Genomic DNA, 19,003 nt, shown 5'->3' with positions numbered 1-19,003 from the left:
CATTTTGTCGGGGCGTTTTTGTTTGTCTGCTTTATAGAGTTGTGTTGCCTGCGTAGGCCTCATCGCGAGCAGGCTCACTCCTACAGGGGGGCGTTCACAATTCCCTGTGGGAGCGAGCCTGCTCGCGAAAGCATTCTGTCAGGCGCCGCTGGCAACCGAAGCCTGCGCCGTGCGCAACTCATGCCGATTGCCACGGAACAACACCAGCGTGGCAACCAGGCCCAATACCGCCGCGCCGCTGAGCCAGATGCCCGGTGCTGCCTTGTTGTCCAGCACATGAATCAGGTAGGTGCACGCCGCCGGAGTGAACCCGCCGAACGTCGCCGTCGCCAGGCTGTAGGCCAGTGAAAACCCGGTCGTGCGCACTTCCACCGGCATGATCTCGGTCAGCGCCACCACCATCGCACCGTTGTAGGAGCCATAGAGGAACGACAGCCACAGTTCGACAATCAGCAAATGGCTGAAGCTCGGATTCGCCACCAGCCACGACAGCGCCGGATACGCAGTCAGGATCGCCAGAATCGTCGCCGCCAGCAGTAAGGGCTTTCGCCCGATCTTGTCGGAAACAGCGCCCATCACCGGCAGCCAGAAGAAGTTCGACAAACCAATGCACACGGTCACCAGCAAGGCATCGAGGTCCGACAGGTGCAGTTCGGCTTTGCCGAACGTCGGGGTGTAGGCGGTGATCAGGTAGAACGACACCGTGGTCATCACCACCAGTGCCATGCCGGCGATGACGATGCCGAAGTTCTGGCCGATCGAACGGACGATTTCGCCGAGGGTAGGGCGGTGGGTGCGCGCCTGGAATTCCGGAGTTTCCTCCAGCGAGCGGCGGATGAAGAAAATCACCGGCACGATCATGCAGCCAATCAGAAACGGTACGCGCCAGCCCCATTCGCCCATTTGCTCCGGACTCAGCCAGTGATTCAGAGCAACGCCGAGCAGGCCGGCGAACACCACCGCAGCTTGTTGGCTGGCGGACTGCCAACTGACGAAAAAGCCTTTACGCCCCGGCGTGGAGATTTCCGCCAGATACACCGACACACCGCCCAGTTCCACGCCCGCCGAAAAGCCTTGCAACAGACGGCCGAACAACACCAGCAGCGGCGCGGCGACGCCGAGCGTCGCGTAGCCGGGCACGCAGGCAATCAGCACTGTACCGGCGGCCATCATCGCCAGAGTGATGATCAGCCCTTTGCGCCGTCCGTGACGGTCGATATAGGCGCCGAGAAAAATCGCCCCGAGCGGGCGCATCAGGAAGCCGGCACCGAAGGTTGCCAGCGACAGCATCAGCGAAGCGAACGCGCTGTCGGTGGGGAAGAAGGTTTTGGCGATGGCCGTGGCATAGAAGCCGTAGACCATGAAGTCGAACATTTCGAGGAAGTTGCCGCTGACAACGCGAAAGATCGCTTTGCCTTTGCCCGTGGTCGAGGACATGGGAGGTACTCACTGTTCAATTTTGTATAAAGGCGTTGCTGCCATGGGGAAGCGAGCGGGCGCTTGTAGTTCATAATGGCCGCCGTGGTTTTGCGGGGAGATGAAGAATTGTTAACTGGACGCTGGTTGGGGCTTGTGGTCTTGGCGGGGGCAATCGGCGGCTGCGGCAACGGCGATTCCCTGGAACAGGTCGGCGGCTCGACCATGGGCAGCACCTGGTCGGTCAAGTACGTGCGCCACGCCGGGGTTGCCGATCCTGCACAGGTGCGCGGCGAAGTGGAGACCATCCTCGGTGAAGTCGATCAACAGATGTCGACTTACCGAAGTGACTCCGCCATCGAGCGTTTCAACTCGTTGCCTGCCGACAGTTGCCAATCGATGCCGGCAGCGGTGCTTGAGTTGATCCGCGTCGGTGAACAGCTTTCGACGCAAAGCGAAGGCTCCTACGATCTGACCGTGGAGCCACTGATGAATCTCTGGGGATTTGGCCCGCAAGGACGCGAAGAGATCATCCCCGATGAGATTGCCCTGGCCGAGGTCATGCAGCGGGTCGGCCATCAGCATCTGCGTATCGACGGCATCCATTTGTGCAAGGACGCCGCTGTCGAAGTCGACTTCAACAGCATCGCCGCCGGTTATGCCGTGGATGCCATCGCCGCCAGATTGCAGGGCATGGGCATCGCCAATTACCTGGTCGAAGCCACGGGCGAACTCAAAGCCAAGGGCAGCAAGCCAGATGGCTCAGCGTGGCGCATCGCCGTCGAAGAGCCCCGGGATGACCAGCAAGTGGCCGAGCGGATTATCGATGTCGATGGTTACGGCGTATCCACCTCCGGCGACTACCGCAACTATTTTCTGCAGGACGGCCGGCGTTATTCCCACACCTTCGATGCACGCATTGGGCGACCGGTCCTACATGAGCTGGCGTCAGTCACGGTGATTCATCCTTCAGCGTTGATGGCCGATGGACTATCGACGCTGTTGCTGATTCTCGGGCCGGAAAGGGCGCAGGACTATGCCCAAAAGCATGACATTGCTGCATTCTTTGTCCTGCGTGCCGATACAGGTTTCGTCACCCGCAGCAGTCAGGCATTTGCGCAGCTTGTCGACGAAAAAAACTGACTGAAGACAAGACGAAAGCTGGCGTTGTAGTGCAGGCAAAAGTAGCCTACGACGCGACCAAGGGTTAATGTGCGCGGCGTTGACGCTTCTATAGACTGTGTCCGGGTTCTTCACTGGCCCCCAATTGTTCCTTCGCGCCGCCGTTCGGCGTGATTTAGCCGCCGGTGCTGCTGGCATCGCGGCCTGTTCTGAGGAGTACGCATGGCTGTCTACAACTACGACGTGGTGGTACTGGGTTCCGGCCCGGCGGGAGAAGGCGCGGCAATGAACGCCGCCAAAGCGGGGCGCAAGGTCGCGATGGTCGACAGCCGTCGCCAGGTCGGCGGCAACTGCACCCACCTCGGCACCATCCCGTCCAAGGCACTGCGTCACTCGGTGCGGCAGATCATGCAGTTCAACACCAACCCGATGTTCCGCGCGATCGGCGAGCCACGCTGGTTCTCCTTCCCGGACGTGTTGAAAAGCGCCGAGAAAGTCATTTCCAAGCAGGTCGCTTCGCGCACCGGCTACTACGCCCGTAACCGCGTAGACGTGTTCTTCGGCACCGGCAGCTTTGCCGACGAGCAAACCATCGAAGTGGTCTGCGGCAACGGCGTGGTCGAAAAACTGGTCGCCAAGCACGTCATCATCGCCACCGGTTCGCGTCCGTATCGCCCGGCGGACATCGATTTCCACCACCCGCGTATCTACGATAGCGACACCATCCTCAGCCTCGGCCACACCCCGCGCAAACTGATCGTTTACGGCGCTGGTGTGATCGGTTGCGAATACGCGTCGATCTTCAGTGGTCTGGGGGTGCTGGTCGAACTGGTCGACAACCGGGGCCAGTTACTGAGCTTCCTCGACTCGGAAATTTCCCAGGCGCTGAGCTACCACTTCAGCAACAACAACATCACCGTGCGCCACAACGAAGAGTACGACCGCGTCGAAGGCGTGGACAACGGTGTAATCCTGCACCTCAAGTCCGGCAAGAAGATCAAGGCCGATGCCTTGCTCTGGTGCAACGGCCGTACCGGCAACACCGACACGCTGGGTCTGGAAAACATCGGGGTCAAGGTCAACAGCCGTGGCCAGATCGAAGTCGACCAGAACTACCGCACCTGCGTGGAGAACATCTACGGCGCCGGTGACGTGATCGGCTGGCCAAGCCTGGCGAGTGCCGCCCACGACCAGGGTCGTTCGGCCGCTGGCAGCATCGTCGACAATGGCAGCTGGCGCTTCGTCAATGACGTACCGACCGGCATCTACACGATTCCGGAGATCAGCTCGATCGGCAAGAACGAGCAGGAGCTGACCCAGGCCAAAGTGCCCTACGAAGTCGGCAAGGCCTTCTTCAAGAGCATGGCGCGGGCGCAGATTGCCGGCGAGCCGCAAGGCATGCTGAAAATCCTCTTCCATCGCGAGACGCTGGAAGTGCTCGGTGTGCACTGCTTCGGTTATCAGGCGTCAGAGATCGTTCACATCGGTCAGGCGATCATGAACCAGCCGGGCGAGCTGAACACCCTGAAGTATTTCGTCAACACTACGTTCAACTACCCGACCATGGCCGAAGCCTATCGGGTAGCAGCGTACGACGGCCTCAACCGGCTTTTTTGACGGGCTCCGGCCGGTGGCCTGAGCCGGCCGGGGAGACCGATTTCAGCAATTCTCAAGGGTGGCAGTGGCCAAACCGGGAAAGTCTGTAATCAGGCTGTCAACGCCGAAGTCGGCGAGTCTGCGCATCAGTGCAGGCTCGTTGACGGTCCACACCGACACATGCAGGCCCTGACGCTGCGCCTTCTGCAGGCGTTCCGGCGTACACAGCGTCCAGTTCAAGGCGAGAATCTCGCAGCCGTAGCTGGCGGCGACCTTCAACGGATCGAGCCAGGCGTATTCGGCCACCAGCCCACGCGACACGTCCGGTACCAGATCCAGCGCTGCCTTCAAGACTTCCCGCGAACTCGAGGTGATCGTCACCTTGTCGAGCAGTCCGTGGCGCTGAGCCATTTCCCGAATCGCCAGCACGGTCGTCGCCGCGCGGGTGCGCGAAGCGCTTTTGACTTCCAGCTGCCAGTGCTCGAAATCACACTTCTCGAACAACTCTTCCAGCGTCGGAATCGGGCACGGCTTGATCCAGCCCGGGCCACCCTTGCGCGCGTCATAGGTCACCAGTTCGGCAGCGGTGTGCTCGACGACTTTGCCGCGGCGTTCGGTGGTGCGCTTGAGCGTCGGGTCATGGATGACCATCAGCTCGCCGTCCTTGGACAGGTGCAGATCCAGTTCGCAGCGGCGCACGCCGTGCTTGAGGCATTCCTGAAAGCTGCTCAGGGTGTTTTCCGGTGCTTCGCCCTTGGCGCCGCGGTGGCCGTAGATGAGGGTCACGGTGCTTCCTTAAGTTAAATGCCAGATTCGTTCTGTTCGCGGGCCAGACGGCGTTCCTGAGCCTGCTTTTGCAAGATGTAGCGCGCAAGCAACTGGCGCTGCGCATCGGTCGGGCGTTCGAACTCGGTACCGACGTCATAGCCATCGCCCTTGGGATCGCAATGGGTGACCCGGGCGCGCAGCAGCAGGCCCAGCGCCTGCGGCATCAGCACCAGTTTCACCGACAGGTGCGCGCCGGTGGCGATCGGGGTCGGGTACTGAAAGTCGATCCCGCCTTCGGAGATGATCACCGGCTGCGGCTCGCCGATGTGGCCGAGCGCGGTCAGGGCGATCACCTGGCTGAGCAGGTCGATGCGTTTGTTCTGCGATTTGAGAAATGCAGCGATGGCGCGGTCGCGCTCGCTGATCTGCCGCAGCAGGTGCTGCGACTCGAATTCGCTCAGGTGCAATTCGCTGAGCAGGTTGAACAGTGGGGAAGCATCCTGCAACACTTCCTGGCCTGCGGCTTCGGGAGCGGACAGGGGCCGAATTTCCAGTGCGATCGTGTCCTCGATACGGTAGTATTCGCGGCGATCTTCTTCATCTAATGTCGACATGGCGAACCCATGGTAGCGGCGGTGGTCTGAGTGTAAAGCTGGTTTTCGACCCCCGCCACAAGGACGTTCCTTTTCCCTCCGAACAAGCCCCGACATGTTCAGACCTCTCTTCGTATTTATCGGCACGCGTTATACCCGTGCAAAGCGTCGCAATCATTTTGTGTCATTCATTTCCCTGACTTCGATGATCGGGCTCGCCCTTGGCGTGGTCGTGATGATCGTCGTGCTGTCGGTGATGAACGGCTTCGACCATGAGATGCGCACCCGCGTGCTGGGCATGGTGCCCCACGCTACTCTCGAGACCGGCGAGCCGATCAATGACTGGCAGAGCCTGGCCGATAAGGTCAAGCAGAACCGGCAGGTCACGGCAGTAGCGCCGTTCACCCAGATGCAGGGCCTGCTGACCAATAACGGTCAGGTCTCCAAAGTGTTGCTCAATGCCATTGATCCTGCGCTCGAGCGCAATGTGTCGATCATCGACAACTTCATGAAGCAGGGCAAACTCGACGACCTGACGCCCGGCAGCTTCGGCATCGTCATCGGCGACAAGGCCGCGACCAAGCTTGGCGTCGGCATCGGCGACAAGGTTACTTTTGTCGCGCCGGAGGTCAGCGTGACCCCGGCCGGGATGTTCCCGCGCATGAAGCGCTTCACCGTGGTCGGCATTTTCCATGTCGGCGCCGGTGAGCTCGATGGCTACCTCGGCGTGACCAATCTGCAGGATCTGGCGAAAATGCACCGCTGGAAAGCCGATCAGGTGCAGGGCCTGCGTCTGAAGTTCGACGACCTGTTCCAGGCCCCGCGCGAGGCGTGGAACATCGCCCAGCAGCTCGGCGAGGACCGTTACTACGCCCGCGACTGGACCCGCACCCACGGCAACCTCTATCAGGCGATCCGCATGGAAAAAGCCATGATCGGTCTGCTGTTGCTGCTGATTGTCGCCGTCGCCGCGTTCAACATCATTTCCACGCTGGTGATGGTGGTGAACGACAAGAAGGGCGACATCGCCATTCTGCGCACCCTCGGCGCCACACCGGGCACGATCATGCGCACGTTCATGGTTCAGGGCACGGTAATCGGCGTGGTCGGCACGGCCATCGGCGCGGTGGTCGGGATTCTCGCGGCGCTGAATGTCAGTGCGGCCATTTCGGCGCTTGAAGGGCTGATCGGCCACAAGTTCCTTAATGCTGACGTGTATTTCATTGATTATCTTCCTTCGCAGGTACAGAGCCAGGACGTCGTCATGGTCTGCGCCGCTGCGTTGGTCCTGAGTTTCCTCGCCACCCTGTATCCCGCCTGGCGTGCCGCGCGCACCCAGCCGGCGGAGGCGTTACGTTATGAGTGAGTCGGGCATGAGTGAACAAGCAATTCTGAGCTGCCGTAACCTGGGCAAATCCTACGAGGAAGGCCCTGAGTCGGTACAAGTGCTGGCCGGCCTGCAACTGGAGTTGCATCCGGGCGAGCGCGTGGCGATCGTGGGTAAATCCGGTTCCGGCAAAAGTACCTTGCTCAACCTGCTCGGCGGTCTCGATACGCCGAGCAAGGGCAGCGTCTGGCTCGATGGCGAAGAGCTGTCGGCGTTGAGCGAGAAGAAGCGCGGCCTGCTGCGCAACCGCGCGCTCGGCTTCGTTTATCAGTTTCACCACTTGCTGCCGGAATTCACTGCGCTGGAAAACGTCTGCATGCCGCTGTTGATCGGCAAGACCGCCATCCCGGAGGCGCGCCAGCGTGCCACGGCGTTGCTGGAGCGTGTCGGTCTGGGCCATCGCCTCGAGCACAAGCCGGCGGAACTGTCCGGCGGCGAACGTCAGCGCGTAGCCATCGCTCGTGCCCTGGTCAACAACCCGGGGCTGGTGATGCTCGATGAGCCAACCGGCAACCTCGACCTGCACACCGCCGAAGGCATTCAGGATCTGATGCTCGAGCTGAGCACGTCGATGCGGACGGCGTTCCTGGTGGTGACGCACGACATGAACCTGGCTCGCCAGATGGATCGCGTTCTGCAGCTGCAGGAAGGCTGCCTCACCCCCATCTGACTGGCTGAAACCCGGCGCTGGTAACGGCGCCGGGTCTTTTATTTCTATACGGTGCCCCAGCGAATGTTCAGACCGTTATCGATCTTTATCGGCACGCGCTATACCCGCGCCAAGCGCCGCAATCGCTTTGTTTCATTCATTTCGATGACCTCGATGATCGGCCTCGCCCTTGGCGTGCTGGCGATGATCGTGGTGCTGTCGGTGATGAACGGCTTTCAGCGCGAAATGAGCTCGCGCATCCTCGGCATGGTGCCCCACGCGACCATCGTCGGCGTCAAGCCGATCGACGACTGGCAACCGGTGGCCGCCGCCGCGATGAAAAATCCCGAAGTGACCGCCGCCGTGCCGTTCACCGAAATGGAAGGCATGCTTTCGTACAAGGGTTCGATGCAGCCGATCCAGATCAGCGGCGTCGACCCGTCCCAGGAAGGCAAGGTGTCGATCGTTGCTCAGCACATCGTCCAAGGGCGTCTTGATGCTCTGAAACCGGGCGAATTTGGCGTGGTGATCGGTGAAATCACCGCGCGACGTTTCCGCCTGAACGTCGGTGACAAGATCACCCTGATCGTTCCGGAAGTCAGCACCGCGCCGGGAGGCATTACTCCGCGCATGCAGCGCCTGAATGTGGTTGGCGTGTTCAAGGTCGGTGCCGAGCTGGACGGTTCGATGGGCCTGATCCATGTCGCCGATGCGGCGACCATGCAGCATTGGCAGCCGAATCAGGTGCAGAGCGTGCGCCTTGCAGTCAAGGATCTGTACGCCGCGCCGAAGGTGTCTGCGGACATTGCCGGTGGCCTTGGCGCCGACTTCAAGGCTGACGACTGGACCCACACCCAGGGCAGCCTGTTCAGCGCGATGAAAATGGAAAAAACCATGATCGGCCTGCTGTTGCTGATGATCGTCGCGGTGGCAGCGTTCAACATCATCGCGACGCTGATCATGGTGGTGAACGACAAGGGCGCCGACATCGCGATCCTGCGCACCATCGGCGCCACACCGCGGCAGATCATGGCGATCTTCATGGTGCAGGGCACGGTGATCGGCATTGTCGGCACCATCATTGGTGGCGTTCTGGGCGTTATCGCCGCGCTAAATGTCAGCGAACTGGTCGGCTGGGTCGAGCGCGTGACCGGGCAGCACATCTTCAGTTCGGACGTGTATTTCGTCAGCAACCTGCCCTCGGAACTGCAGGGCGGCGACGTGCTGTTGATCTGCTCGGCGGGCTTCGTTCTGAGCTTTCTGGCGACGGTGTATCCGGCGTGGCGGGCGGCGAAGATCGAACCGGCGCATGCCTTGAGATATTCGTAGCCTGCAAAACCGCTATCGCGAGCTGGCTCACTCCTACAATTGGAATGCGTTCCCTCTGTAGGAGTGAGCCTGCTCGCGATAGGGCCGGTACTGCTGGCCTCATTCTTCCTTTGGCAACTCGATCACAAACCGCGTCCAGCCCGCTTCAGATTCGCAATGAATCGTCCCGCCATGCGCACGGACGATCGACTGGGTAATTGCCAGCCCCAACCCCGCATGCTCACTGCTGCCTTCCTGCCGCGCCGGATCCGCTCTATAGAACCGGTCAAACAGACGTTGCAGTAATTGCCCTGAAATCCCCTCACCACTGTTCTCGACGCAAACGCGTACAGCCTGCGGCTGCTCGACAATGCTCAGCCGAACATCACCTTCAGCTGGGGTAAAGCGCAGCGCGTTATCCAGCAGATTCGACAAGGCCCGGCGCAACATGCCGCGATCACCCTCGATACGCGCCGCCCCCTCACGACTCAGGTTAACGCGAGCGTCTTCGGCCAATGGCGCAAAAAACTCCAGCAACATGTCAGCCTCGTTCGCCAGTTCCAGCGGTTCGCGCTTGGGCATCAGCAGGCCGTGATCGGCCTTCGCGAGGTAGAGCATGTCGTTGACCAGTTGCGCCATCCATTGCAGCTCTTCGAGGTTGCTGTGCAGCGCTTCGCGGTAATCCTCCAGTGCCCGCGGACGGGTGAGGGTGACCTGGGTGTGGGTGAGCAGGTTCGACAGTGGCGTGCGCAGTTCATGGGCGATGTCGGCGGAGAACGCCGAGAGGCGCTGAAACGAGTCGTCGAGGCGTGCGAGCATGGCGTTGAAACTGTGGGCCATTTCCGCAAGCTCTGGCGGCATTTTCTCTTCAGGCAGTCGGGCATTCAGCGATTGCGCAGAAATCCCACGGGCCACCGCGCTTATCCGCCGCAACGGGCGCAGTCCGCTGCGCGCGGCCCAGGCACCGAGCAACGCCGTGGCTAGCGCTGAGAGGCCGACGGTCAGCCAGATCAGATGCTGCATGCGCGCAAGGAAATGCTGGTGATGGGTGATGTCCAGCAGCAGCGTCAGTTGCGGCGAATCCGTTGAGTCCGGGTAGAGCGGGGCCCGGAGTACACGGTAGTCGGTGCCGTCATGGCTGATGGTCGACAGGCCAGTTTGCAGCGGCAGACTCTTGGGGATCTGCACCGAGCTGTCGTACCAGTGCTGACCGTCGCCGCTGGTGATGCGCAACGACAAGTCGGCCTGGCGGCTCAGCTCATCGGCCAGCCGCGCTTCGCGCTGAGCAGGCTGGAGATCCTGCAAGGCGCGGCGCAGGCCGATCAGCTTAGCCTCCAGTTGTTGCTGATCGAGCTCGATGAAGTGCGCCTCGCTGGCGCGGTCGAACAGTACCCCGGCGAACAGCGAGACCACCGCGGTGCAGGCGGCAAACAACAGGGCGAGGCGCGTGCTCAGGGACAAGTGACGCATCACAGCGCACGCTCTTCGAGCACGTAACCCATGCCGCGCACGGTGTGGATCAGTTTGTTGGGGAAGTCGTCGTCGATCTTCAGGCGCAAGCGGCGGATCGCCACTTCGATGACGTTGGTGTCGCTGTCGAAATTCATGTCCCAGACCTGCGAAGCGATCAGCGACTTCGGCAGGACCTCACCCTGGCGGCGCAGGAGCATTTCCAGCAGGGCGAACTCCTTGGCGGTCAGGTCGATGCGTTGGCCGCTGCGTTCGACCCGGCGGCGGATCAGATCCAGGCGCAGATCGGCCAGTTGCAGGCTGGTTTCCTGGGCGATCGCGCTGCCGCGCCGCAACAGGCTGCGCACCCGGGCGAGCAGTTCGGAGAAGGCGAATGGCTTGACCAGATAATCGTCAGCACCCAGTTCGAGGCCGTGAACCCTGTCGTCCACGGCGTCCTTGGCCGTCAGAAAAAGTACCGGCGTGTCGAGGCCGGCGCTGCGCACCGCTTGCAGAATCTGCCAGCCATTACGTCCGGGCAGCATCACATCGAGGATCAGCAGCGCGTACTCGCCGCTCAAGGCCAATTGCTGGCCGCTGATGCCGTCTGCCACCAGCTCGGTATTGAACCCGGCCTCGGTCAGGCCCTGGCGCAGGTATTGCCCGGTTTTGGCTTGGTCTTCAACGATCAACAGTTTCATGGGCGACTCGGACGGGGTGGTATTTAGAAGGGCGAGGGCGTTATACCGTGAGATCCGGCGATAAGCGCCAAGCTGACAAAGTTGTAATCTGTCTGTCAGGTCGGTGCCAGCCCAGGGTGGTTAGAGTTTCCCACAGGCTGAACCTTCTCTTGCTGGAGCGTGACCATGTTTTTTCCCACACCTCTTACAGTAGCGGCTTGTCTGCTGGCATTGAGTTCGCCAGCCTGGGCGACACCGGCGCACACCTACGCCTTCGGCCAGCCGGCAGCGGTCAGCCAGGCCACGCGCAGTATCGAAATCGTCATGGGCGACATGAACTTCGATCCGAAAACCATACAGGTCAAGGCGGGTGAGACGGTTCGCTTTGTGCTGGTGAATAAAGGCCAGTTGCTGCACGAATTCAACTTGGGTGACGCGGCGATGCATGCCAGTCACCAGCAGGAAATGTTACAGATGCAGCAGAGCGGCATGCTCACGCCGACAGGGATAAAAGAAATGTCCCACGACATGGCGGGCATGGATCACGCGGCGATGGGCCACGGAATGAAACACGACGACCCCAACAGTGTATTGGTCGAACCGGGTAAATCCGCGGAGTTGACCTGGACCTTCAGCAAGGCCACGGCGCTTGAGTTCGCCTGCAATATTCCGGGGCATTACCAGGCGGGCATGGTCGGCAACCTGACAGTCAGTCAGTAAGCACTCAAAGGCGCGGGCAAAGGCTGGTAGAATCCGCTGATTCTTCAGTCAGGTTTCCGCCATGCATCCCGCAGCCGAACATTCGCCGCTGGGCAAATCCAGCGAATACATCGCCACCTACACGCCGTCCCTGCTGTTCCCGATTCCGCGCACCGCGAAATGGGCAGAGCTGGGCCTGAGCGCCGAAACCCTGCCGTATAAAGGCGTAGATTTCTGGAACTGCTTCGAGCTGTCGTGGCTGCTGCCGTCGGGCAAACCGGTGGTGGCGATCGCTGAATTCAGCATCCCGGCGGACTCGCCGAACATCATCGAATCGAAGTCGTTCAAGCTGTACCTCAACTCGCTGAACCAGACGCCGTTCGCCGACGTCGCCACGCTGGAGGCGACGCTGGTCAAGGATCTGTCCGCCGCCGCCGGCAAACCGGTGGGCGTGCGGGTTCGCAGTTTGAAGGACGTTGAGGCTGAAGGCGTCGTGGCACTGCCGGGCGTGTGCATCGACGATCTGGATATCAGCGTCAGCAACTACGAACATCCGCGCCCGGAATTGCTGCGTTGCGACGATTCGCGAATCGTTGAAGAGAGCGTGCACAGCCATCTGCTCAAATCCAACTGCCCGGTGACCAGCCAGCCGGACTGGGGCAGCGTGGTCGTGGAATATCGCGGCGCGGCGCTGGATCACGCCAGCCTGCTGGAATACATCGTCAGCTTCCGCCAGCACTCGGATTTCCATGAACAGTGTGTGGAGCGGATTTTTCTTGATCTGCAGCGGTTGCTGAAGCCGCAGAAGCTCACTGTATTCGCGCGATATGTTCGGCGCGGCGGGTTGGATATCAACCCGTATCGCAGTACTGAAGAGGTGCAACTGCCGAACCATCGTCTGGTGCGTCAGTAACTGTAGGAGTGAGCCTGCTCGCGATAGCTGACTGACATTCAACGTTGATGTCGACTGGTCCACCGCTATCGCGAGCAGGCTCACTCCTACAGGAGATTGCGTTTCAAATTGTGGAAATGAAAAAGCCCTGCCATCGCTGGCAGGGCTTTTTTGCGCGACGGGGCGTCAGATGCCCATGCTGCCCAGCGCGTTGACGATGTTGCGCAGAGTGCCGGCGATAGCTGGGTGTTCAAGCTCGAAGCGATCCACTGCCAGGTTCACACCATCGGCGATGCTCGCGTCCTGGGTGGCAGTTTCCAGCTGGATTTCCGATTCGATCTGCGCCATCAACGCACGCAGATCTTCACGCTCGACTTCCGACAGCGGTGGATTCTGTTCCAGCTGCTCGCGCAGGGTATCGAGCTGTTTTTGCAGTTCTTGGGCGGGCATGGTGGTTTCCTTTTATCAATAGGCACTGGCATTGACCGCAGCCGCGCGCCAAAGGTCTATGGCTGACCTTTAGATTAATCCACTCTCGGTGAACCTGCATGACGTCGGTCAGGGCTTTTCGCCTTTGGCGCGGCGCGAGCAGATGTCGGCAAGACAGGCATCCAGTTCGCCGAGATGATCGATCACTGAGTGCACGCCAAGGCTGAACAACTGCACGGTCGCCTTGCCGCGCAACTGTTCGCGTTCCGCTTGCGAGAGCGCCTGCCATTCGCTCGGGCTCAGGCCGCACAACGAGCCGCAGGACGCCAGACCAATTGTCCACAGTCCGGCATTCAGGCCGGCCTGCAACAGGCGCGGCTCACCGCTGACCAGCACGCAGCCATCGAGGCGGTCGATGTTCAGATCCATCAATGCTTGCCAACACGCATTGGGTGCCGGCCATGGATTCATTGTTGCTGAATGTTGCGTCGGCTTGATCCAGGTTGGCAGCGAAGCGGCCAGTGAATGAGCGAGGGCGGGGGGCAATTCGTCGAGCCAGGTACAGGGTATCCGCTGACGCTGCAAGCTTCTCAGGCTATCGAGGGCGCCCGGGGTGGCTTCGGCGTGTTCCGGGGCGGCGGTGAGCTGCTGCGCGGCGCGGGAACCGAAATCCACCAGGCAACCGCTCAGGCCGAACAGCACGGCAGTCAGACTGGGCGCGGCGACGGGCAAGGTTTCGGCGTGAGTCATGGCAACGTCCCTGAAATAACGCTCAAGGCTATGGCGCGCGGGTGACAGTTGCATGACAGCCCTGTGAAAGACGACGTAGGAAACTTCCTGCATATCCTTGCCTGGCAGACTGCCCAAATCGCCGTTTACGCTTATACTAGCGGCCTTAATGCGTGGGCCCAGAGGTCCGCGCCAGTATCAAATCCAAGGAGTTTTTCTATGCGCTGGAGCCCTTCGCTCGCTCAGCTAAGTGTATGTGCCAGCCTGTTGCTGGCGCCGTTCGCCACTCAGGCGGCCACGGAAGAAGACCCTTGGGAAAGCGTCAACCGGCCGATATTCCGGTTCAACGACTTCGTTGACACCTACGCGCTGAAGCCATTGGCGCAGGGCTATGAGTTCGTCACCCCGCAGTTCGTTGAAGATGGCATTCACAACATGTTCCGCAACGTCGGTGACGTCACCAACCTGGCGAACAACATTCTCCAGGCCAAACCGGCTGCAGCGGGCGTTGATACTGCCCGACTGATTTTCAACACCACCTTCGGTCTGCTCGGCTTCTTCGACGTTGGCACCCAGATGGGCCTGAACCGCAGCGACGAAGACTTCGGTCAGACCCTCGGTTACTGGGGCGTGGGCAGCGGCCCGTACGTGATGCTGCCGCTGATGGGCCCGAGCACCCTGCGTGACGCACCGTCGAAATACGTCGACAGCTACACCGGGATGTACCGCTACATCGATCACGTGCCCACGCGTAACTCGATCTTCGGCCTCAACATCGTCGACACCCGCGCCAGCCTGCTGTCGAGTGAGAAGCTGATCAGCGGCGACAAGTACACCTTCATCCGCAACGCTTACCTGCAGAACCGCGAGTTCAAGGTGAAGGACGGACAAGTCGAAGACGATTTCTGATTTCGACCGATGCCAAAAAGGCGACCCTCGGGTCGCCTTTTTTGTCTGCGCCAGAGCATCGCCATCGACTGTCGCTACCTTCCATCGGGTTACGGTTGGAGCGGTTCTTATAACTCCCGGTGATTTGACAAACAAAGTCGTCAAGCGACAATCGGCGCATGCTTGAAACGCTCTGCGGATGGGAGTACCGTCTGCGCCTTAGAAGGGCACCTCTGTTTAAAACCGCGCGCCAGGCGAATGCTTGAAAGCGCTGCAGCAGAGAGGCTAGAAAGCGAATCCAGTAGTCTGCGCAGGGCCGTTGCCCCGCTCACTACGCCAACCTAATTCTGGCGCCGTTTGCCCACATGCCAAAAACCAGTGCCACGCTGCTGATAATCGATGATGACGAGGTAGTGCGCGCGAGCCTCGCGGCCTATCTGGAAGACAGTGGTTTCAGCGTCCTGCAGGCCGGCAACGGCCAACAGGGTCTTCAGGTATTCGAGCAAGACGAGCCCGATCTGGTGATCTGCGATCTGCGCATGCCGCAGATGGGCGGTCTCGAACTGATCCGTCAGGTCACCGAGCGCTCGCCGCAAACGCCGGTGATCGTGGTCTCGGGTGCCGGGGTGATGAACGACGCGGTCGAGGCCCTGCGCCTCGGCGCGGCAGATTACCTGATCAAGCCTCTCGAAGATCTGGCTGTGCTCGAGCACTCTGTGCGCCGGGCCCTGGATCGTGCGCGGCTGCTGCTGGAAAACCAGCGTTACCGCGAGAAGCTGGAAAAGGCCAACCGCGAGCTCGAAGCCAGCCTGAACCTGCTCCAGGAAGACCAGAACGCCGGTCGCCAGGTGCAGATGAACATGCTGCCGGACAGCCCGTGGAGCATCGACGAATTCAACTTTGCCCACCAGATCATCCCGTCGTTGTACCTGTCGGGTGATTTTGTCGACTATTTCCGCGTCGACGAGCGTCGGGTCGCGTTCTACCTGGCGGATGTTTCCGGGCATGGCGCGTCATCCGCCTTCGTCACTGTGCTGTTGAAGTTCATGACCACGCGTCTGCTCTTCGAATCGAAACGCAGCGGTACCTTGCCGGAGTTCAAGCCTTCGGAAGTGCTCGGTCATATCAACCGGGGGCTGATCAGTTGTAAGCTGGGTAAACACGTCACAATGGTCGGTGGAGTCATCGACGAGGAGACCGGTTTGTTGACCTATAGCATCGGCGGCCATCTGCCGTTGCCTGTGTTGTACACGCCTGACAGTGTTCGTTATCTCGAAGGTCGTGGTCTGCCGGTGGGGCTGTTCAATGAAGCCACCTACGAAGACCACGTGCTTGAGCTGCCGCCGACGTTCAGCCTGACGCTGATGTCTGATGGCATTCTGGACCTTTTGCCGGAAGCAACGCTCAAAGAAAAAGAGGCTGCTTTGCCCGAACGGGTGAAGTCAGCGGGCGGCAGCCTGGATGGTCTGCGGCAAGTGTTTGGTTTGGCCACGCTAGGGGAGATGCCGGATGATATCGCCCTGTTGGTGTTGAGCAGGAATCTTCAATGAGTACCGGTAGAATCCAGTTCGCCGAGCAGGACGGCACCTTCGTCCTGAAGTTCGTCGGTGAAGTTCGCCTGACCCTGTGTTCGGCGTTGGATGCGACTATTGAGAAAATCTTCACCGCGCTGAACTTCAACGCGATCGTGATCGATTTGACCGAAACCCGCAGCATCGACAGCACCACCCTCGGCCTGCTGGCCAAACTGTCGATCCTGTCGCGGCAGAAGGTCGGTCTGTTGCCGACGGTTGTCACCACCCACGAAGACATCACCCGGCTATTGCAGTCGATGGGCTTCGAGCAGGTGTTCAACATCGTCAACCACCCGGTGCCGTGCCCGGAGTGCCTGGACGACCTGCCGGATCAGGATCAGTCGGAAGAGGTGGTGCGCATCAAAGTGCTGGAAGCGCACAAGATCCTCATGGGCCTGAACGATTCCAATCGTGAGGCGTTTCATGATCTGGTGAATGCCCTCGAAAGACACTGATGGCCTGTGGCGAGGGAGCAAGCTCCCTCGCCACAGGTGACTGGCTGACAGCGAATTGCGCGTACACAAAAAAGGGCGAACCTGTGAAGGTTCGCCCTTTTTGCATTCTACAAACTCAAATCACAGCTTGGCCTGCAGCAACGCTTCCAGCTTCTCCTGGTCGCGTGCGAACTGACGGATGCCTTCAGCCAGTTTCTCGGTGGCCATCGCGTCTTCGTTGGACAACCAGCGGAATTGCGCTTCGTTGAGGCTCAGACGCGCTTCCCCGGCGTTGCCCGGTGCCAGTTTGCGTTCCAGCTTGCCGGTGTCGGCGGCGAGTTTTTCCAGCAGTTCCGGGCTGATGGTCAGGCGATCACAGCCAGCCAGTTGTTCGATCTGGTTGATGTTGCGGAAGCTGGCGCCCATGACCACGGTCTTGTAATCATTGGCCTTGTAGTAGTTGTAGATGCGCGTCACCGACTGCACGCCCGGATCATCGGCACCGGTGTAGTCGTTACCGTTGGCCTTCTTGTACCAGTCGTAGATGCGGCCCACGAACGGCGAAATCAGGAAGACACCGGCGTCGGCGCAGGCGGCGGCCTGGGCGAAGGAGAACAGCAGGGTCAGGTTGGTCTGGATGCCTTCTTTCTCGAGGATCTCGGCGGCGCGGATACCTTCCCAGGTCGAGGCGATCTTGATCAGCACGCGGTCGCGGCCGACGCCAGCCTTGTCGTACAGCTCGATCAGGCGGTGTGCACGCTTGAGGATCGCGTCCTGGTCGAAGGACAGGCGTGCGTCCACTTCAGTGGAAATGCGGCCAGGAACCACGTTGAGGATTTCCTTGCCCACTGCGACGCCGAAACGGTCGCTGGCCAGGCCGACATCGCCCTTGCAGTCGCGGACGCAATCGTTCAGCAGTTCGGCGTAACCGTGAATCGCCGAGGCCTTGAGCAGCAGGGAAGGGTTGGTGGTGGCGTCGACCGGTTTGACCCGGGCGATCGCTTCGAAGTCGCCGGTGTCGGCAACCACGGTGGTGAACTGTTTGAGTTGTTCCAGCTTGGAAGTCATGGGCGTGCTCTATCCTATGGGTCTGAAGACATTACCCGAGCGCTGACGGGCACTCAAGGGTGCATTCGTGGATCGATGGCCCCTGCGGCAACAACCTGACAACGATTGTTTGAAAGGCGGGGCGCGGTGTCGATGAATACGATGCCAAAACAGCCCACAGGTTCAAAGCAACCGACCTGTGAACAGACCGGTTGCCCAAGCCCTACTCAGCGTTCAACAAACCTTCCACGGACAAGCGGGCCGGTTTTGGCTGACCGTCGGAAGTGAGAAAGCCGAAGTTCTTCTCGCGATCATTGCTGCCTGAATCACTGTTGCGCCATTCATAGATAGATGTCAGCGGGATATTCAGACGTTTAACGTCAGCGATAAACGCGTTGATCTTGGTCGCTTGCCCCTCAGGCCCGCCGTTGGAGGCGAGGGCGGAAACTCCCCACTCACTGATGACCCCCGGCAGATTGAAGTTCTGCTGGATAAACGTCTGCGCGTTGCTGATCTGCGTAGCGGTCATGCCGTAAGGGTGATAGGACACCGCATTGAGGCATTTGGGATAATCGCTGACGATGCTTTTCAGCGCCACCGTTGAGGCAGAACCGGCGCTTGGCGGCCGGGCGAAGCCGAAACCGACGCGCGGTGTCGTCTGCGGCTGGCCTTCGAAGGCCTTGCACATACCTGCCATGAACGGCACGAACGTGGTGTCGAAATTGCGGGTTGGCCAGTAGGTTTCCAGATCCGGCTCGTTCCAGATTTCGATCGCGACCAATTGCGAACTCCAGGATTTTTCCAGCCCGGTCACGGCGTTGGCAAACGTAGCACCGGCTGCGTTCAGTTCAGCGGGCGAAGTCGCGGGCAAAGCCTTGATAGCGCGCACGGTCAGCAACACCGGCAGCCCGGCGGAAGCAGCGGCGGCGAAGGCGTCGCTGACCTGTTTCTGATAAGCCTTGGCGGTGAGGCTGTCGCTCCACACGCCGAAGCGCACAAAGCTGAAACCTGCCGCTTTGATCTGCGCGGCATCGGCAGCGGTAAAGCTCTGGATCTTCACCTGAACGCCGATGGTTTTCGCTGGAAGGTTGGGGAACAGCTCACTGGCATGAACCTGACTGGTGGCACCGATTGCCATCAGGACGAGGGCGGCGAGTTTATTGCGCTGTGCTGATTTCATGTCTGCTCTCCTGAAGAGAATGACAACTACGAATATTTATCCCGTTACTCAATTTCCGATAACGATGATGGCACTAAGTGCGTGAATGTTATTTTTTGTCAGGAAAACAGCAACTGAAAATCACAGTTATTTTTAGTCCGCTAATTGTGGTTGGGGCGGCTTA

General features: G+C 60.2%; 19 protein-coding genes. 10 read left to right on the top strand and 9 right to left on the bottom strand.

The features are described from left to right. Positions 1 to 138: 138 nt before the first annotated feature. Positions 139 to 1,437 carry an MFS transporter gene (locus LIS66_RS17900; protein WP_042609043.1) on the bottom strand — a complete coding sequence of 433 codons (1,299 nt, stop codon included), beginning with the start codon at positions 1,435 to 1,437 and terminating at the stop codon, positions 139 to 141. A gap of 75 nt (positions 1,438 to 1,512) precedes the next feature. Here LIS66_RS17900 and LIS66_RS17895 point away from each other — a divergent pair, with 75 nt between their 5' ends. Both LIS66_RS17895 and sthA read left to right on the top strand, forming a co-directional pair. Next, positions 1,513 to 2,559 (top strand): FAD:protein FMN transferase, encoded by a 1,047-nt coding sequence (locus LIS66_RS17895; protein WP_227972730.1) that lies wholly within the window; start codon positions 1,513 to 1,515, stop codon positions 2,557 to 2,559. Between the two features lie 201 nt (positions 2,560 to 2,760). Continuing rightward, positions 2,761 to 4,155 carry a Si-specific NAD(P)(+) transhydrogenase gene (sthA, locus tag LIS66_RS17890; RefSeq protein WP_042609044.1) on the top strand — a complete coding sequence of 465 codons (1,395 nt, stop codon included), beginning with the start codon at positions 2,761 to 2,763 and terminating at the stop codon, positions 4,153 to 4,155. 42 nt (positions 4,156 to 4,197) lie between these two features. Here sthA and LIS66_RS17885 read toward each other — a convergent pair whose 3' ends face one another. Next, entirely contained in the window at positions 4,198 to 4,920 is a 723-nt protein-coding gene (locus LIS66_RS17885; RefSeq protein ID WP_007910500.1) for a glycerophosphodiester phosphodiesterase, read from the bottom strand. Between the two features lie 14 nt (positions 4,921 to 4,934). Then, positions 4,935 to 5,516 (bottom strand): PilZ domain-containing protein, encoded by a 582-nt coding sequence (locus tag LIS66_RS17880; RefSeq protein ID WP_042609045.1) that lies wholly within the window; start codon positions 5,514 to 5,516, stop codon positions 4,935 to 4,937. Between the two features lie 94 nt (positions 5,517 to 5,610). On the opposite strand from LIS66_RS17880, the gene LIS66_RS17875 reads away from it, so the two are divergent. From LIS66_RS17875 to LIS66_RS17865, 3 genes are all read left to right on the top strand, one after another. Further along, positions 5,611 to 6,861, top strand: a complete 1,251-nt coding sequence (locus LIS66_RS17875; protein ID WP_024013629.1) for a lipoprotein-releasing ABC transporter permease subunit — start codon at positions 5,611 to 5,613, stop codon at positions 6,859 to 6,861. Continuing rightward, entirely contained in the window at positions 6,854 to 7,552 is a 699-nt protein-coding gene (gene lolD / locus LIS66_RS17870) for a lipoprotein-releasing ABC transporter ATP-binding protein LolD (protein ID WP_024013628.1), read from the top strand. Before LIS66_RS17875 ends, lolD begins: the two co-directional genes overlap by 8 nt. A gap of 63 nt (positions 7,553 to 7,615) precedes the next feature. Then, positions 7,616 to 8,860 (top strand): lipoprotein-releasing ABC transporter permease subunit, encoded by a 1,245-nt coding sequence (locus LIS66_RS17865; RefSeq protein WP_227972729.1) that lies wholly within the window; start codon positions 7,616 to 7,618, stop codon positions 8,858 to 8,860. A 99-nt stretch (positions 8,861 to 8,959) separates the two neighbouring features. Here LIS66_RS17865 and LIS66_RS17860 read toward each other — a convergent pair whose 3' ends face one another. Both LIS66_RS17860 and LIS66_RS17855 read right to left on the bottom strand, forming a co-directional pair. Beyond that, positions 8,960 to 10,309 carry a heavy metal sensor histidine kinase gene (locus tag LIS66_RS17860; RefSeq protein ID WP_227972728.1) on the bottom strand — a complete coding sequence of 450 codons (1,350 nt, stop codon included), beginning with the start codon at positions 10,307 to 10,309 and terminating at the stop codon, positions 8,960 to 8,962. Further along, on the bottom strand, positions 10,309 to 10,989 hold the full coding sequence (locus LIS66_RS17855) for a heavy metal response regulator transcription factor (protein ID WP_064361427.1): 681 nt from the start codon (positions 10,987 to 10,989) through the stop codon (positions 10,309 to 10,311). Before LIS66_RS17855 ends, LIS66_RS17860 begins: the two co-directional genes overlap by 1 nt. A gap of 165 nt (positions 10,990 to 11,154) precedes the next feature. Between LIS66_RS17855 and LIS66_RS17850 the strand changes: the two genes are divergently transcribed. Together LIS66_RS17850 and queF are read left to right on the top strand one after the other, a co-directional pair. Then, positions 11,155 to 11,688, top strand: coding sequence for a cupredoxin domain-containing protein (locus tag LIS66_RS17850; protein WP_227972727.1), 534 nt, complete (start codon positions 11,155 to 11,157; stop codon positions 11,686 to 11,688). Positions 11,689 to 11,749: 61 nt separating this feature from the next. Next, positions 11,750 to 12,580 (top strand): NADPH-dependent 7-cyano-7-deazaguanine reductase QueF, encoded by an 831-nt coding sequence (gene queF / locus LIS66_RS17845; protein ID WP_083352315.1) that lies wholly within the window; start codon positions 11,750 to 11,752, stop codon positions 12,578 to 12,580. Positions 12,581 to 12,745: 165 nt separating this feature from the next. On the opposite strand, the gene LIS66_RS17840 is transcribed toward queF, so the two are convergent. Together LIS66_RS17840 and LIS66_RS17835 are read right to left on the bottom strand one after the other, a co-directional pair. Further along, positions 12,746 to 13,009, bottom strand: a complete 264-nt coding sequence (locus LIS66_RS17840; RefSeq protein WP_042609053.1) for a DUF4404 family protein — start codon at positions 13,007 to 13,009, stop codon at positions 12,746 to 12,748. 108 nt (positions 13,010 to 13,117) lie between these two features. Beyond that, positions 13,118 to 13,738 carry an HAD family phosphatase gene (locus LIS66_RS17835; RefSeq protein WP_227972726.1) on the bottom strand — a complete coding sequence of 207 codons (621 nt, stop codon included), beginning with the start codon at positions 13,736 to 13,738 and terminating at the stop codon, positions 13,118 to 13,120. A gap of 198 nt (positions 13,739 to 13,936) precedes the next feature. On the opposite strand from LIS66_RS17835, the gene LIS66_RS17830 reads away from it, so the two are divergent. The 3 genes from LIS66_RS17830 to rssC all read left to right on the top strand — a co-directional run bounded on the left by LIS66_RS17830 (position 13,937) and on the right by rssC (position 16,634). Further along, the gene (locus tag LIS66_RS17830; protein ID WP_042609055.1) at positions 13,937 to 14,626 is read left to right on the top strand and encodes a VacJ family lipoprotein; all 690 of its coding nucleotides are present in this window, start codon (positions 13,937 to 13,939) and stop codon (positions 14,624 to 14,626) included. Positions 14,627 to 14,970: 344 nt separating this feature from the next. Next, complete coding sequence (gene rssB, locus LIS66_RS17825; RefSeq protein ID WP_064361422.1) at positions 14,971 to 16,155, top strand: two-component system response regulator RssB; 1,185 nt, start codon at positions 14,971 to 14,973, stop codon at positions 16,153 to 16,155. Further along, positions 16,152 to 16,634, top strand: coding sequence for an anti-sigma factor antagonist RssC (rssC, locus tag LIS66_RS17820; RefSeq protein WP_003226553.1), 483 nt, complete (start codon positions 16,152 to 16,154; stop codon positions 16,632 to 16,634). The genes rssB and rssC overlap by 4 nt, the downstream gene beginning before the upstream one ends. A 120-nt stretch (positions 16,635 to 16,754) precedes the next feature. On the opposite strand, the gene tal is transcribed toward rssC, so the two are convergent. Both tal and LIS66_RS17810 read right to left on the bottom strand, forming a co-directional pair. Further along, complete coding sequence (gene tal / locus LIS66_RS17815) at positions 16,755 to 17,681, bottom strand: transaldolase (RefSeq protein ID WP_041477315.1); 927 nt, start codon at positions 17,679 to 17,681, stop codon at positions 16,755 to 16,757. Positions 17,682 to 17,883: 202 nt separating this feature from the next. Further along, positions 17,884 to 18,840 (bottom strand): cellulase family glycosylhydrolase, encoded by a 957-nt coding sequence (locus LIS66_RS17810; protein WP_227972725.1) that lies wholly within the window; start codon positions 18,838 to 18,840, stop codon positions 17,884 to 17,886. Positions 18,841 to 19,003: the final 163 nt, after the last annotated feature.

This window comes from Pseudomonas sp. HN2 (assembly GCF_020736465.1).
Taxonomy (GTDB): domain Bacteria; phylum Pseudomonadota; class Gammaproteobacteria; order Pseudomonadales; family Pseudomonadaceae; genus Aquipseudomonas; species Aquipseudomonas moraviensis_A.
The sequence above is the reverse complement of the archived record's forward strand: the minus strand, read 5'-3'. Positions and strand labels throughout refer to the sequence as shown.

Coding starts and splice junctions, on each gene's coding strand:
- LIS66_RS17900 (WP_042609043.1), bottom strand. CDS start 1,437: ATGTCCTCGACCACGGGCAAAGGCAAAGCGATCTTTCGCGTTGTCAGC.
- LIS66_RS17895 (WP_227972730.1), top strand. CDS start 1,513: ATGGCCGCCGTGGTTTTGCGGGGAGATGAAGAATTGTTAACTGGACGC.
- sthA (WP_042609044.1), top strand. CDS start 2,761: ATGGCTGTCTACAACTACGACGTGGTGGTACTGGGTTCCGGCCCGGCG.
- LIS66_RS17880 (WP_042609045.1), bottom strand. CDS start 5,516: ATGTCGACATTAGATGAAGAAGATCGCCGCGAATACTACCGTATCGAG.
- LIS66_RS17875 (WP_024013629.1), top strand. CDS start 5,611: ATGTTCAGACCTCTCTTCGTATTTATCGGCACGCGTTATACCCGTGCA.
- lolD (WP_024013628.1), top strand. CDS start 6,854: ATGAGTGAGTCGGGCATGAGTGAACAAGCAATTCTGAGCTGCCGTAAC.
- LIS66_RS17865 (WP_227972729.1), top strand. CDS start 7,616: ATGTTCAGACCGTTATCGATCTTTATCGGCACGCGCTATACCCGCGCC.
- LIS66_RS17860 (WP_227972728.1), bottom strand. CDS start 10,309: ATGCGTCACTTGTCCCTGAGCACGCGCCTCGCCCTGTTGTTTGCCGCC.
- LIS66_RS17855 (WP_064361427.1), bottom strand. CDS start 10,989: ATGAAACTGTTGATCGTTGAAGACCAAGCCAAAACCGGGCAATACCTG.
- LIS66_RS17850 (WP_227972727.1), top strand. CDS start 11,155: ATGTTTTTTCCCACACCTCTTACAGTAGCGGCTTGTCTGCTGGCATTG.
- queF (WP_083352315.1), top strand. CDS start 11,750: ATGCATCCCGCAGCCGAACATTCGCCGCTGGGCAAATCCAGCGAATAC.
- LIS66_RS17840 (WP_042609053.1), bottom strand. CDS start 13,009: ATGCCCGCCCAAGAACTGCAAAAACAGCTCGATACCCTGCGCGAGCAG.
- LIS66_RS17835 (WP_227972726.1), bottom strand. CDS start 13,738: ATGACTCACGCCGAAACCTTGCCCGTCGCCGCGCCCAGTCTGACTGCC.
- LIS66_RS17830 (WP_042609055.1), top strand. CDS start 13,937: ATGCGCTGGAGCCCTTCGCTCGCTCAGCTAAGTGTATGTGCCAGCCTG.
- rssB (WP_064361422.1), top strand. CDS start 14,971: ATGCCAAAAACCAGTGCCACGCTGCTGATAATCGATGATGACGAGGTA.
- rssC (WP_003226553.1), top strand. CDS start 16,152: ATGAGTACCGGTAGAATCCAGTTCGCCGAGCAGGACGGCACCTTCGTC.
- tal (WP_041477315.1), bottom strand. CDS start 17,681: ATGACTTCCAAGCTGGAACAACTCAAACAGTTCACCACCGTGGTTGCC.
- LIS66_RS17810 (WP_227972725.1), bottom strand. CDS start 18,840: ATGAAATCAGCACAGCGCAATAAACTCGCCGCCCTCGTCCTGATGGCA.